General features: G+C 63.3%; 7 protein-coding genes. 5 read left to right on the forward strand and 2 right to left on the reverse strand.

Features of this window, described 5'->3' with window-relative positions:
• Positions 1 to 32 precede the first annotated feature (32 nt).
• The 3 genes from GLL_RS16290 (at position 33) to GLL_RS16300 (ending at position 7,524) form a co-directional block, all read left to right on the forward strand.
• On the forward strand, positions 33 to 1,628 hold the full coding sequence (locus GLL_RS16290; RefSeq protein ID WP_011143151.1) for a peptide chain release factor 3: 1,596 nt from the start codon (positions 33 to 35) through the stop codon (positions 1,626 to 1,628).
• Positions 1,629 to 1,759: 131 nt separating this feature from the next.
• Positions 1,760 to 4,546, forward strand: coding sequence for a S8 family serine peptidase (locus GLL_RS16295; protein ID WP_011143152.1), 2,787 nt, complete (start codon positions 1,760 to 1,762; stop codon positions 4,544 to 4,546).
• 176 nt (positions 4,547 to 4,722) lie between these two features.
• The gene (locus GLL_RS16300; protein ID WP_164929204.1) at positions 4,723 to 7,524 is read left to right on the forward strand and encodes a pre-peptidase C-terminal domain-containing protein; all 2,802 of its coding nucleotides are present in this window, start codon (positions 4,723 to 4,725) and stop codon (positions 7,522 to 7,524) included.
• A 57-nt stretch (positions 7,525 to 7,581) separates the two neighbouring features.
• Here GLL_RS16300 and GLL_RS16305 read toward each other — a convergent pair whose 3' ends face one another.
• Together GLL_RS16305 and GLL_RS16310 are read right to left on the reverse strand one after the other, a co-directional pair.
• The gene (locus GLL_RS16305; RefSeq protein WP_011143154.1) at positions 7,582 to 8,643 is read right to left on the reverse strand and encodes a phenylacetate--CoA ligase family protein; all 1,062 of its coding nucleotides are present in this window, start codon (positions 8,641 to 8,643) and stop codon (positions 7,582 to 7,584) included.
• Positions 8,644 to 8,650: 7 nt separating this feature from the next.
• Complete coding sequence (locus GLL_RS16310; RefSeq protein WP_011143155.1) at positions 8,651 to 9,574, reverse strand: iron-containing redox enzyme family protein; 924 nt, start codon at positions 9,572 to 9,574, stop codon at positions 8,651 to 8,653.
• A 918-nt stretch (positions 9,575 to 10,492) separates the two neighbouring features.
• Between GLL_RS16310 and GLL_RS16315 the strand changes: the two genes are divergently transcribed.
• Together GLL_RS16315 and GLL_RS16320 are read left to right on the forward strand one after the other, a co-directional pair.
• Positions 10,493 to 11,551, forward strand: a complete 1,059-nt coding sequence (locus GLL_RS16315; protein WP_011143157.1) for a glycosyltransferase family 4 protein — start codon at positions 10,493 to 10,495, stop codon at positions 11,549 to 11,551.
• 48 nt (positions 11,552 to 11,599) lie between these two features.
• The gene (locus GLL_RS16320) at positions 11,600 to 13,852 is read left to right on the forward strand and encodes an amylo-alpha-1,6-glucosidase (protein ID WP_011143158.1); all 2,253 of its coding nucleotides are present in this window, start codon (positions 11,600 to 11,602) and stop codon (positions 13,850 to 13,852) included.
• Positions 13,853 to 13,946: the final 94 nt, after the last annotated feature.

The raw sequence follows: 13,946 nt of genomic DNA on the forward strand, positions 1-13,946 counted from the left end.
TAGGGGCAGTAATTGCCCGAAATTCTGCCCCCATGAGCAATCCCACCCTCGCCGCCGAAGTCGGCAGACGCCGCACCTTCGCCATTATCTCGCACCCCGACGCCGGCAAGACGACGCTCACCGAGAAGCTCCTGCTCTACGGAGGGGCGATCGACATGGCCGGTTCGGTGCGCGCCCGGCGCAACCAGCGCCACGCCACCTCCGACTGGATGGCCATGGAACAGCAGCGCGGCATCTCGATCACCTCGACGGTGCTGCAGTTTGTCTACCGCGACTGCCAGATCAATTTGCTGGATACCCCGGGCCACCAGGATTTTTCGGAGGATACCTACCGGACCCTCGCCGCCGCCGACAACGCCGCGATGCTCATCGACGCCGCCAAAGGCATCGAAGCCCAGACGCGCAAGCTCTTCGACGTCTGCCGGATGCGCGGCATTCCGATTTTTACGTTTATCAACAAACTGGATCGGCCGGGGCGCGAGCCGCTCGAACTGTTGGACGAGATCGAAAAAGTGCTGGGCATCGACGTCTACCCAGTCAACTGGCCGATCGGCATGGGCGATACCTTCCGGGGGGTCTTCGATCGCCTGGAGCATACGGTTCATCTGTTCGACCGCACGACCGGGGGCAAGAAGATGGCGCCGGTGACGGTGGGGGCGATTGGGGACGAGCGCATGCGCGTGCTGATGGACGAAGGCACCTACGCCCAGATTGTCGAAGAGATCGAGCTGTTGGATGGGGTTGGGGTACCTTTCGACATCGAGCGTGTAGCGCAGGGCAAACTCACCCCGGTCTTCTTCGGCAGTGCCGCCAACAACTTTGGGGTGCAGCTGTTTCTCGATGCGTTTATTCGCTTTGCCTCGCGGCCGGGGACGCGATCGGCCAATACCGGCGTGATTTCGCCGGTGGCTGAGGATTTTTCGGGTTTCGTCTTCAAGATCCAGGCCAACATGGACCCGCAGCACCGCGACCGGGTCGCGTTTATTCGCGTTTGCTCGGGCAAGTTTGAAAAGGACATGACCGTCCACCACACCCGTTCGGGCAAAAAGGTGCGCCTGTCGCGCTCGCTCAAACTCTTCGGCCAGGAGCGCGAGACGGTCGAAGAAGCCTACGCGGGCGACATCGTCGGGGTCATTAACCCCGGCACCTTCGCCATCGGCGACACGATCTGTCTGGGCAAACCGCTGGCTTTTGAAGGTATCCCGCTTTTTCCGCCCGAGCACTTCGCCACCCTCCGAAACCCGAACCCTTCCAAGTACAAGCAGTTTCTCAAGGGCGTCACCCAATTGCGCGAGGAAGGCGCGGTGCAGGTACTCTTTCACCAGGACGAAGCGAAGCGCGATCCGATTCTGGCCGCGGTGGGCCAGCTGCAGTTCGACGTCGTGCGTTTTCGCCTCGAAAGCGAGTACCACGTCGAGACGATCCTCGAACCGCTGCCCTGGACACTGGCGCGCTGGATCACCGCCAAGCAGCTGGAGGATCTCGAAACGATCGACTGGTACTTCGACAGTCTGGGCCTCAAGGACCACGAGGGTCGTCTGGTGATCCTCTTCAAGACCCCCTGGGGCTTTCAGCAGATGAGCGAGCGCAATCCGCATCTGCAATTTCACGAAATAGCGCCGCTCTAAATCGCCTTTTTGTAGGCAGCTGCACAATGTAGCACTGCACAATATGCTGTTTTCTTTATTAAGGAATTCCAGCTTGTGATGGAGCGCTCGGAGCCACTATAATCCGGCGGTTTCTGTCTTGTGTGGTGTAGATGCTTCTTACCAACCGACCCTCCCCATTGCCGGTCGCGCGCTCGACGGCTTTTGCCGCTTCCTTGCTGGCGCTCGGCCTGGGCATCGCCTGTGCCGCCGCTCCCGCCGCCGCCCGTCCCGGCGGTGTGCCCGCCAATCTCGGCGGCGGCCTCGGCCAACTTGTCGAGCGCTACAACGTCAACCGCGGCGCCCTTGATCGCACCGCTCCCCGCTTCGGTGCCGATTACACCAGGCTCGCCATCTTCGACAAGCAGCAGCGCGTGCAGGTGGCGATTCACCTGAAGCGCGGCTGGCCGTTGGCTGAATTCAAGCGCACCGTACAGGGCAGGAACGATCTCAAAGATCTGCGCATCACCGCCGAGAGTGATCGCACGCGTGCCGCGATCGTCGAAGCGTTCGTGCCGGTAGCGGCGGTCTCCAAACTAGCCGGATTGCGGTCGGTCTCAGCAGTGCACCTGGTACCCCGGCCGGTCACCGATGTGGGGGCCACCACCAGCCAGGGCGTCGTCCAACACCGGGTGGATCAGCTCCCCGCCGGTATCGACGGCAGCGGCATCACCGTCGGTGTGCTCTCCGACAGCTACAACACCTCCACCAACCCGGTCAAAGCAGCCAACGACATCGCCACCGGCGATCTGCCCGGTCCCGGTAACCCGCTGGGCAACACCGAGCCGGTGGTGATCCTCGAAGAACTGGATGATGTGGGTATCGACGAGGGCCGGGCGATGCTGCAGATTATCCACGACCTCGCTCCCAAGGCGAAGCTGTGCTTTGCCACCGCCTTCACTGGCCAGGTGGGCTTCGCCAACAACATCCGGGGCCTTGCCGATCCGACCCTGGGTTGTGGTGCCAGCGTGATCGTCGATGACATCATCTACCTGGATGAACCGTTTTTCACCGACGGGATCATCGCCCAGGCGGTGGACGATGTGGCAGCTTTGGGGGTGCCCTACTTCTCCTCGGCCGGTAACCGGCCCTCCACCCAGGCCTATCTGTCGGATCTGAAGCTGGTGGCACCCACGACCAGTTCGCTCGCCGGTACCAACATCAAGCTCACCGGTGTCGATCCAGCGCTCTACGCAGGGGGCTTCCACAACTTCAACCCGCGCGGCCTCGATATCGCCCAGCCGATTTCGCTGAGCGGCGGCGGCACGATCAGCTTCCAGTGGGACGACCCTTACGACGCGCCCATCGAAGAAGGCCCGGAACTGCTCAGTACCGCCGGTGAAATCACCACAGCCCAACCGGTGGCAGATATTCCCTTTGCCGGTACCGCCGGACAGGCGATTAAAATCACCGCCGACGGCGTGCCCTCGGGCGATCTCGACATTGTTCTGACGTTCATCGCCCCCGACGGCACGGTGCTTGCCACCATCGACACCGGCACCAGCCCGGAAACTTACGCCGCCACCCTCGCCCAGACGGGCACCTACACCATCCGGATTACCGGTTTTGAAGGCGACACCGGACCGTTCACGGTCGTGGTCAACGAAGTATCCGGTTCGGTCCCGGTCACCTCCGACTTCAACTTGCTGTTCTTTGACACCAACGGCAACTTCCTGTTCGCCTCGGCCACCGACAACATCGCCGGCAACCGACCGCTGGAACTGTTTGACATCGGCGGCACCGGGACGTTGCAGATGGTGATTGCCCGGGCCAATACCCCGCCCCCTTCGCCCACCCCGGCGAGTAAGTTGCGCTACGTCTGGTTTACTTCCGGTTCGCCCACCGAGTACTTTGCCTACGACTACCCGGTCACCTTCGGCCACAACTCGGCGGCGGGCGGCAACGGGGTGGCAGCCTACGCCTTCTATGCGCCGTTTATTCCCGAAGGCTTCACCTCGCCGGGTCCGGTGACGATCTTCTTTGACACCGAGGGCAATCGCCTGCCCACCCCCGAAGTGCGCCAGAAACCGGACATGGCCGCCATGGACGGCGCGAACACGACGTTTTTCACCTCCGACACCAGCGCCGATCCGGACACCTTCCCGAACTTCTTCGGCACCAGCGCCGCCGCCCCCCACGCCGCAGCCATTGCCGCGCTGGTGCTGCAGAAAAACGGCGGACCTTTCTCGCTCACCCCGGCTCAGATGCGCACGATCTTGCAGCAGAGCGCCTTCCCCCACGACCTCGACCCGTACCTGGCAAGCGGTGTGGCCGTGGCGGGCGCTACGCGCATCTCGTTTAGGGCCGTGGGCGACGGCAGCTTCACCTCCCAGGTCGATCCGAATTTCTTCCGCGTCGGGGTCGCGGGCCTGGGCACTGTGAGCGGCTTTACCCTGGACGGCACCACCGGCAATCCCACCGGCGCTTCCGCCGATCCGGGCCTGGTCTTCGATTCGCGCACGGCGGCCACCTCGCCTCCCGGCTTTCCCTTCACCGTCGGCAACGTCCGGGGACTCAGCGCGTCCGACGTCACCGGCACCCTCGGACCGACGCCGCCCTCCCCGGCGGTGGCGGGCCAATCGAGCACCCTCGCGGTCACCCTCACCCCCGGCGTGTTCGGCGGCGGCGACTTCTTCACCTTCGGGATCGACCGCGACGAGTTGCCGACCGCCTTCAGCCCCCCTTCAGCGGCGGGCGGCAACTCCGCCGACTTGTTGGGCGACGGGGTGTTGATTCCGCAGGGGACCGTCGCCGCCGGCGGGGTCACCTTCAGCGGCAGCCTCGGCTCCGGCCAGAGCTTCAGCGGTGTCTTCACCAACCAGATCGGCGCCGGCTACACGCCCCTCGACGGCTTCGGCTTCATCAACGCCGAGGCGGCGGTGAACGCGCCGCTGCCGTAGTTCACCTTTTCACGCAACGCGAGGAAAATTCACATTGACCCGGGCCACCGTCCAAAGCGGTGGCCCGCCTTCTTTGCACGGGCCGAGCCGACCTCGTGGTAATAGAGCCCACTAGATTTCGGCTGGAGGCGGCCTATATAATCCTGCGGTTCTGCCCAAAGCGTGGAATCACCTGTATGCATCGACTTTTTCTACCCTCCAGCACCCGCCGCACGAGCTTTGTCGCATCGTGTCTGGCCCTCGGCCTCGGCGTGGCGGTGTCGCCTGCCCTGGCCAAACCCTCTGGCCTGCCTGCCAATCTGGGCGCCGGTCTCGCCCCGCTTCTCCAGCAGTTCGAGGCGCAGAAGGGGCAGCTCAATCGGACCGCCGTCCGGCGCGGCTTGAATTTCACCAAACTGGCCCAGTTCGACAAACAAAACCGGGTGCTGGTCTCGGTGCACCTCAACCGCAGGCAGTCGCTCTCCGGGATCAAACGCACCCTGCAGGGCAGAACCGACTGGAAAGATCTGCGCATCACCGCCGAGAGCGACCGCTACCGCGCCGGGGTCTTCGAGGCGTTCGTGCCGCCCGCCCTGGTCGCGAAGCTGGCGGGGCTACCGGGGGTTTCGGCGGTGCACCTGGTGCCCAAACCGGTGACCGATGTGGGGGCCACCACCAGCCAGGGCGTCGTCCAGCACCGGGTGGACAAGCTCCCTGCCGGTATCGACGGCGGCGGCATCACCGTGGGCGCCCTCTCCGACAGCTACGACACGGCCGCAGTGGATCTGGGCGGTTTTCCGCTCACTATCCGGGCGGCGGACGACGTCGCCTCGGGCGACCTGCCCGGCCCGGGCAATCCGAACAACGCCCAACCGGTGGTGGTGCTCCAGGACGGCGCCTCCGATGACATCGACGAGGGCCGGGCGATGCTGCAGATTATCCACGACCTCGCTCCCAAGGCGAAGCTGTGCTTTGCCACCGCCACCGGCGGCGAGGTGAATTTCGCCAACAACATCCGCAATCTCGCCGATCCGACCCTGGGGTGTGGTGCCAGCGTGATTGTGGACGACATCATCTATCTGTCTGAACCGTTCTTTACCGACGGCATCATCGCCCAGGCGGTGGACGAGGTGGCCGCCCAGGGTGTGGCCTACTTCTCCTCGGCCGGCAACCGGCCTTCCACCCAGGCGTACTTCTCGGACTTGAGGCTGGTACCGGCCGCCCCCGCCGCCCTGGCGGGCACCAACATCAAGCTCGCGGGCATTCCCAGTGCGCTGTACGCCGGGGGCTTCCACAACTTCAACCCCCAAGGACTCGATATCGCCCAGTCGATCCGGCTCGACCCGGCCGCGGGCGGTACGCTGGTGCTGCAGTGGGACGACCCCTACGACGCGGAAATTCCCCTGGGCGAGACGCTGCTCGATAGCAGCGGCACGATCACCGCCGCCCAGCCGGTGGCCAGTTTCCCGATTGCCGTGAGTGCCGGACAATCCGTGCAGGTCTTCGCGGACGGCGTGCCCTCGGGCGATCTCGACATCGTGCTGACGCTTAGAGATCCTGCGGGTACCGTCCTGCAGACCATCGACACCGGCACCAGCCCCGAGGTGCTGGGCTTCACCGCCGATGTCGCCGGTACCTACACCGTAGAAGTTTCGGGCTTCCAGGGCGACACCGGGCCGTTTACGATCACCGCCAACGAGATTACCGGTGCGCTACCGGTCACCTCCGATTTCAATGCCCTGTTTTTTGACGCGGACGGCAACTTCATCGGGGCGGCGGCCACCGACAATATCGGCGCCAACCGCCCCCTGGAACTAGCCGGGCTCTCGGGCCTCGACACACTGCAACTGGTGATCGCCCGCGCCAATACCCCGGCCCCTTCACCCACCCCGGCGAGCAAACTGCGCTACGTCTGGTTCACCACGGGCGAGCCGACCGAGTACTTCGCCTACGACTACCCGGTCACCTTCGGCCACAACTCGGCGGCGGGCGGCAACGGCGTGGCGGCCTACGCCTTCTTCCCGCCGTTTATTCCCGAAAGCTTCACCTCGCCGGGGCCGGTGACGATCTTCTTCGACACCGAGGGCAATCGTCTCCCGGTTCCCGAGGTGCGCCTCAAACCCGACATGGCCGCGATGGACGGTGCCAACAACACCTTCTTCCCCTCGCCGGTGCCCTCGGTGGGCGACAGCACCGCCGACCCGGACCGCTTCGCCAACTTCTTCGGCACCAGCGCCGCTGCCCCCCACGCCGCGGCCATCGCCGCGCTGGTGCTTGACAAAAACGGCGGACCTTTCTCGGTCACTCCGGCTCAGATGCGCACGATCCTCCAGCAGAGCGCCTTCCCCCACGACCTCGACCCGTACTTCGCCAGCGGCCTTGTGCGCCTGGGCGGTGCGCGGGTCACCTTCAAGGCGGTGGGCGACGGCAGCCTCACCTCCCAGACCGATCCGAACTTCTTCCGGGTCACTTTCACCGGCGCGGGCAGCCTGGAGCGCTTCACCCTGGACGGCACCACCGGCAATCCGACCGGGGCCACCAGCGATCCAGGTCTGGTCTTCGACTCGCGCGACGGCTCCGGTTTGCCGTTTACGGTCGGGATCACCCGCGGCCTGAGTGCCTCCGACGTCACCGGCACCCTCGGGCCGACGCCGCCCTCACCGGGTGCGGCAGGCCAATCGAGCACGCTGGCCGTTACCCTCACCCCCGGCGTGTTCGGCCCCGGCAGCCTGCTTACCTTCGGGATCGACCGCGACGAGTTTCCGACCGCCTTCAATCCGCCCTCGGCGGCGGGCGGCAACTCCGCCGACCTGTTGGGCGACGGGGTGCTGATTCCGCAGGGGACCGTCGCCACCGGCGGGGTCACCTTCACCGGCACCCTCGCCTCGGGCGCTCAGATCACCGGGGTGTTCACCAACAAAATCGGCAAGGGCTATTCGATTCTGGACGGCTTCGGCTTTATCAACGCCGAGGCGGCCGTGAACGCGCCGCTGCCGTAGCAACCGGTTGCAAAGTCACCAAAGCGGCGCACCGGTCGGTGCGCCGCTTTTTTGGGTTCAAAACCCGGCCCCGGCCGCCCCACCCCGGCCGATGTCGCGGATGCGCGGGGTCGTGAGCCCGCAGGTACAAGCTGTATCCACCAAAAGCGCTTCGTCGCCGTTGTCGAGGCGCAACAGTTGCGAGCCCGCCTGGGGAACAGCCCCCCGCTCCTGGTCGTACCCGAGCAGGCGGGTGATGACCACCCGGCCCCTGTGTCCCGCCGTCACCGGTCGCCCCCGGACATCGACGATCTCGACGTAGACGTGTCCCAAAGCCAGGTGAAATTCCTCCGGGTGCTCTCGGCAGGCGATCCCGAGGGTACCGAATTCAGAAGAGCCGTACAGGTTGGTGACGGTTGCCCCCTGCTCGCAGGCATGCTCGCGCAACTCGGGAGTAAACGTGCTGCTCGAACCTATCCACCAGCGGATGCCGTGGCGGCGGAACAGCTCCGGCTCGTGGCGCAACAAATCTTCGACCGTTTTGCCGCTTTTTTTGAGGCCCGAGCGCTGGGCAAGTACCAGGGTGTTGCACCCGAACGTTTCGATTTGCTGGACTGTCGAAGCTTCGTCGTCGGCCAGATAGTGGCGGGGGATGACGGTGGCTCCCATCTGCCGCAGACCGTCGTCGTAGGCCGGCCCCATCAGGTGGCCCTGGTGGTAGCCGTTGAAGGCGACCAGTTGCAGGAGGGTCCGTGGCCTGTGGGTTTCGAGCAACGCCGCCAGGGTCATCGCGAGGGCCTGCCAGTCGGGCCGGGTCCAAAAAAACGAAGCGGGAACGCCAGTCGTGCCGCTCGTGGCGCGGCATAGATACAAACGGCTCCGACTGGCGTCCGGCAGCAAATCCCACGGCGAAAGCACCCGCAGTTCCGCCTTGGTCATCGGCGGTAGGGCGGCAAATTCTTCGAGGCTGTCGAGGGTGGGGGGGAGGCCGTGTTTTTGCAGCCGATCGGCCCAGAAGGGCACATGCCGGTGGGCAAAGGCGACCTGGGCGCGCACCGCCTCCAGCAGCAAGGCGGCCCGCTGTTCGGTGGAGACCGCGTTCGGGTGACCTGGCTCGAAGAATAGACTGTGCTTTTCCATAGCATTCCTAAGGGCGCGGGACGGGTTTGAGGGTGGTATCGAAGAAATCGTAGAGCAGTCCGCTCGCTTCGACCGCGACTTCGAGCGCCTCTTCCCATTTGCGTGGGCTGTCGCACGCCCCAAACAGTGCGAAGCGCAGCTGTTCGGCGTGATCGACATCCACTTCGGAGTGGACATCGAAGAAGCGAACGGCATCCTCGTCGAGTTCCAGTCGGCGCAACCCAGCGGCAAGCAGCGTGCAGATCGGGCTGAACTGTTTTTCAAATCCGTAGAGCATCGCAAGGGCGCGGTGATCAGGCCCTTCGGCGCAAACTGCGTTGTAGCGTTCGACAACCGCGGCGGCGGGCGCATTGTCGAGATTGACAAACGCATCCGGGTTCAAGTCGAGGGCGCGAATATAGTTGCGAAATAGCTCAGGATGGGTCTGGCTGGCATCGAGATTACCGTGCTCCTCATAGAGGTTGCCCACCAGCAGCAGGCGTGCATTCTCGTCGCGGACATGTCCAATCGCCCTGGCCAAAAAAATCGGAAAGTCGAGCGAAATTGGGTAATAGTGCGCGAGTGCCGCCGGATCGACGGCCACTTTGCCCTCGGCAAAAAGACGCACCACGGCGCTATTGTTGATAGCATACTTCGAAACGCGACTTGCGATTTCTTCACGTCGAAGCAGCTCTTCCGCCTGCTCCAGCGTAGGGCAGCCTGTATAAACCGTCCTTTGGCCGAAGGCAATCACAGGCAATTCGTCGGCCTCGCCCAACGGGGCGCTTGGATCAAGGGGCAACTCGAGCACCTGCACAGAACCGCTGCGCCTGGCCGCCACCTGCCGCATCACCTCGGCAGCTTGCAGGCAAAGGGTGTCGCCGCTACCGTGAACGCTCACCACCAATTGCGCGCTATGGCGCTCTTTCGTTGAAGCATCAAGCGTCTGCATATTCCACTCCAAATACGCTTATTTTCAATCACACAACAACGACAAACCAAGTTACTATTTGTCGTCAACAGCAAACCCTGTTCGTTCCCTTCGATGCCATAATAGTATCGCTCTCGCAAAAGAATAAGAACAGCAAATGAAAGGCATTTGCATTCGTTTTCAACGCGATCTCACAAAATCATCAAATAACAGAGAGCCTTTCATTGCAATAGCAAAGCAGTTCAACATACATCAGAGATCAATGGATCTAGATCGGGATTTATCAGTGGAGCTGATAGCATTCGAGCATCTATTGCGTGGGTAGGAGTCTCCAGAGTGTTTGGTTTGTAGTAATCACGGATACTGGATGCACACGACTGCATCGCAGGCTCTAGTGAGTGAAAATCGCACGACAACCGTTTTGCGGCCGTGCGTTACAGAGCATTCTTAGGGAAGAGATTCTTAGAATATTGGCATCAAAAATTTGAGGGCGGTCCGACCCTTGGGTTGACGGCAGTGCCGGCCGTCTTAGCCTCAACCCAGTAAAGCCCACCGATAGGCGAAGCCCCGGCCGCGTGCGGCCGGGGCTTCGCCTGGGATATAAAAACGCTCAAACGCGCTCGGGTTGTTTCTCGGCTTCGCCCTCCGACCGCGGCTCGCCGCTGTCACCCAGTCTGTCCGGGAGCAGCTTTTCGAGCCCTTGGCGATCAGGGGCAAAAACCCGATCGCCGCCACCACGCCGATCACAATGCAATGATTTTTTGGTCTTCATGGGTAAGTTTGTCCACAGCCTTGCTCCTTCCCAGGGCAGATGCGCTGCAGCGGCTGAATGCCCCTATACTTGCGCAGAACAGGATTTTCCGTACTTGACGACCGCCGTGCACAAGCGGTGCAGAGTAACTGCAGCGGTCATCCGGTAAACAGCAATGGAGAAAATAGATGCGCATTGCACAGGTGGCTCCTCTATACGAGCGCGTACCCCCTCCCGGTTACGGTGGCATTGAACTGGTGGTGGGCTTGGTGACCGACGAGCTGGTGAGGCGGGGCCACGAGGTGACGCTTTTTGCTTCGGGGGATTCCCAGACCCTGGCGGCGCTCCACTCGGTCCACGACCGCGCCCTGAGGCTCGATGATCGCATCCGTGAGCCCGGCATCTACGAGATGATGCAGATGAGCCGGGTCTACGAGATGGCCGAAGCGTTCGATGTCATCCACTCCCACATCGGCTGCGCAGCCTTGCCTTATTCGGGCTTGGTGAAGACACCGACCGTCCATACCCTCCACGGGATTTTTACCGCCGACAACAGCAAAATTTATCGCCAGTGCTGCCAACAGCCCTATATCAGCATCAGCGAGGCCCAGCGCGACTACAGTCTGGGCCTCAATTACCTGAGTACTGTTTACAACGGTATCGATTCGAACCTCTATCGCTTTCAAGCCGAGCCCGACGCCGAGGAGCCCTACCTGGCTTTTGTGGGGCGCATCTCCCCGGAAAAAGGGCCGCTGCAGGCCATCGAAGTGGCCCGCCGCACCGGCTGGACGCTCAAGATGGCAGGCAAAGTCGACCCGGTGGATCGCGAGTTCTACCAGGAGCAGGTCAAACCCCAAATCGACGGCAAGCAAATCCAGTACCTGGGCGAAGTGAGCCATCTAGAAAAAGCGTCCTTGCTCGCCGGGGCGGTGGCGACGCTCTTTTCGATCACCTGGCGCGAGCCTTTCGGCCTGGTGATGATCGAGTCGATGGCTTGCGGGACGCCGGTTTTGGCCATGGCGATGGGAGCGGCTCCCGAGGTGGTTGTCGACGGTCGGACCGGCTACCTGGTGAACAGCATCGAGGAAATGGTGGAGCGGGTCGGTCGGATCGAGACGATTCGCCGCCAGGACTGCCGCGACCACGTCATGCGCCAATTTACCGTCGAGCGCATGACCGACGGCTACGAAGCGGCCTACCGGGCGGTGCTCGCAAGCCGCAACGGCGCCCTCTCCCATCGGGTCTAGCCTGCCTGCCCTGCCGACCGCCCCGCGGGGATGATCCCCGCGTAGGCTATGTTTGGTACGGGCGAAAAGCGTCGGAGGCGGCCTTCGTCCACTCCTACACCAACCACCCGTCAGTTGTTCATGGAACGCTTCGCACTCGACGAGCAGGCCACCGATGGCTGGTCCTGCAGCTATACCGATGCTTTGACACCGCTTCGCACTATCAAGCACAACGATCTGTTTCTCGTTTGCGACGCGCTGGGCAATGTTCCGGGAAGCTGCCGCACCACGAGCATGGGGCTGTTTTGCGCAGACACGCGCTATCTGTCGCGATTGGAGATGCGTCTCAACGGCGAGCCGCCGGTCTTGCTGTCCGGCAGTGCCGATGCCGGGTTTGCCGCTGCGATGCTGCTGACCAACGGTTCCCAAAACGCCCTGAAGCCCGACACGATCGGCATCCGCCGCCACATTGTGCTGTACGGGGCGCTGTTCGAATCCATCGAGCTGACCAATTATGCGGTCACTCCCGCGGAGGCGACCCTCAGCCTCAGTTTCGGCTCCGACTTCGCGGATCTATTCGAGGTGCGCGGCTTCCACCGCGGCAAGCGGGGCGAATTTTTGCGCACCAAGGGCGCGTTGCCCGCCGATACGCTTATTCTTGCCTACCGGGGGCGGGACGGGAGCGTCATGGAGGGGCGCATCCAGTTTGCCCATCCCCCCGATCGGCTCACCGACCACACCGCCGAGTGGACTTTTATCCTCAAAGCCCACCAGCGCGTGGAGATGCAGTACCGGATGCTGCTGCTGCTGAATGGCGAGTCGGCTTCGTTCACCCCGCCGCCCGCCACCTTCGAGCAGGCCCGCGCCACCGCCCACAGCGAGCAGCAGGGCTGGCGAACGGGCATCACCCAGATCAGTTCCGACAACGATCTGTTCGACCAAGCCCTGGAGCGCTCGACTAGAGATCTGTTTTTGCTGCGCCTCACGATGCCGGAGGGCCGCTCGCTCGCGGCGGGGGTGCCCTGGTTCTCGACCTTGTTCGGCCGCGACGCGCTCATCACCGCCTCCCAGACGCTTCTGCTGGACCCGACTATCGCCCGCGAGACGCTCAAGCTGCTCGCCCACTTCCAGGGCAAGCAGGACAACCCCTGGCGCGACGAACAACCGGGCAAGATTCTGCACGAAGTTCGTCGCGGCGAACTGGCCCGCTGCCGGGAAGTACCCCACACCCCCTACTACGGCACCATCGACGCGACGCCGCTGTGGCTGATGCTGCTGGCCGAATACTATGCCTGGACCGCCGACATCGCCCTGCTGCGCGAAATGTGGCCCCATGCCCTCGCGGCGATGGGCTGGATCGACCGCGTCTGTGCCGGGCAAACCGGGCCGCTCGCGGGCTATCTGGCCTACAGCCGCCAATCGGAGCGCGGCCTTGCCAACCAGGGCTGGAAAGATTCCGACGACTGCATCGTGCATGCCGACGGCCGGCTTGCCACAGGCCCGATCGCCCTGTGCGAAGTGCAGGGCTACGTCTACGCAGGCAAGATGCGCCTTGCCCAACTCGCTCCGCTTTTTGGTGAAGAGGAACACGCCAAGACCTGGTACCAGCAGGCGCAACGGCTCAAGGAGCGCTTCAACGAAGATTTTTGGCTCGACGAACAGGATTACTGCGCCCTTGCCCTGGACGGCTCCGGCCTGCCGGTGGACGGCATCGCCTCCAACCCCGGCCACTGCCTGCACACGGGTATATTCACCCGCGAGCATCGCCGGGAAGTGGCAGAGCGCCTCACCGCCCCGGACTTGTTCTCAGGCTGGGGGATTCGCACCCTCCACAGCCTCTCGCCCGCCTTCAATCCGATCGGCTACCACACCGGTTCGGTCTGGCCCCACGACAACTCGCTCATCGCCCTGGGTCTGCGCTCGGTGGGGGCGGTGCCCCAGATGCTCGAAATCGGCTCGGTGCTTTTCGAAGTCGCCCAGAGCCAGCCTTCCTTCCGGTTGCCGGAGCTGTTTTGCGGCTTTACCCGCAGCGAGTACGATACTCTGCTGGCGAGCTACCCGGTGGCCTGCTCTCCCCAGGCCTGGGCGGCGGGCAGCCTCTTTCAGATTCTGCAGGCGATGGTCAACCTGGTCCCCGACGCGCCGGGCAACTGCTTGCGGATTATCGAGCCGATTCTACCCACCTGGCTTAGCCACTTGGAGTTCAAAAACCTGCGCGTCGGCACCTCGGTGCTCGACTTGCGCTTCGAAACCTCCGGGTCGGCCACCAGTTGCCGGGTGGCCAACAAGCGCGGCAATCTGCGGGTGATCGTCGAAGCCTAGTACCCCTTGCTGGGGGCGGATCAAAGCGGGCAAATCGCGGTAGGCTTTTGAAGTGCACGCCCACTTTTAAAGTGAATGTCTTGGCGAGCCTCAC

Source organism: Gloeobacter violaceus PCC 7421, from assembly GCF_000011385.1.
Taxonomy (GTDB): Bacteria; Cyanobacteriota; Cyanobacteriia; order Gloeobacterales; family Gloeobacteraceae; genus Gloeobacter; species Gloeobacter violaceus.

Excerpts from the sequence above, each read along its gene's own strand:
- GLL_RS16295 (WP_011143152.1), top strand. The coding sequence starts at position 1,760 with ATGCTTCTTACCAACCGACCCTCCCCATTGCCGGTCGCGCGCTCGACG.
- GLL_RS16315 (WP_011143157.1), top strand. The coding sequence starts at position 10,493 with ATGCGCATTGCACAGGTGGCTCCTCTATACGAGCGCGTACCCCCTCCC.
- GLL_RS16305 (WP_011143154.1), bottom strand. The coding sequence starts at position 8,643 with ATGGAAAAGCACAGTCTATTCTTCGAGCCAGGTCACCCGAACGCGGTC.
- GLL_RS16300 (WP_164929204.1), top strand. The coding sequence starts at position 4,723 with ATGCATCGACTTTTTCTACCCTCCAGCACCCGCCGCACGAGCTTTGTC.
- GLL_RS16310 (WP_011143155.1), bottom strand. The coding sequence starts at position 9,574 with ATGCAGACGCTTGATGCTTCAACGAAAGAGCGCCATAGCGCGCAATTG.
- GLL_RS16290 (WP_011143151.1), top strand. The coding sequence starts at position 33 with ATGAGCAATCCCACCCTCGCCGCCGAAGTCGGCAGACGCCGCACCTTC.
- GLL_RS16320 (WP_011143158.1), top strand. The coding sequence starts at position 11,600 with ATGTTTGGTACGGGCGAAAAGCGTCGGAGGCGGCCTTCGTCCACTCCT.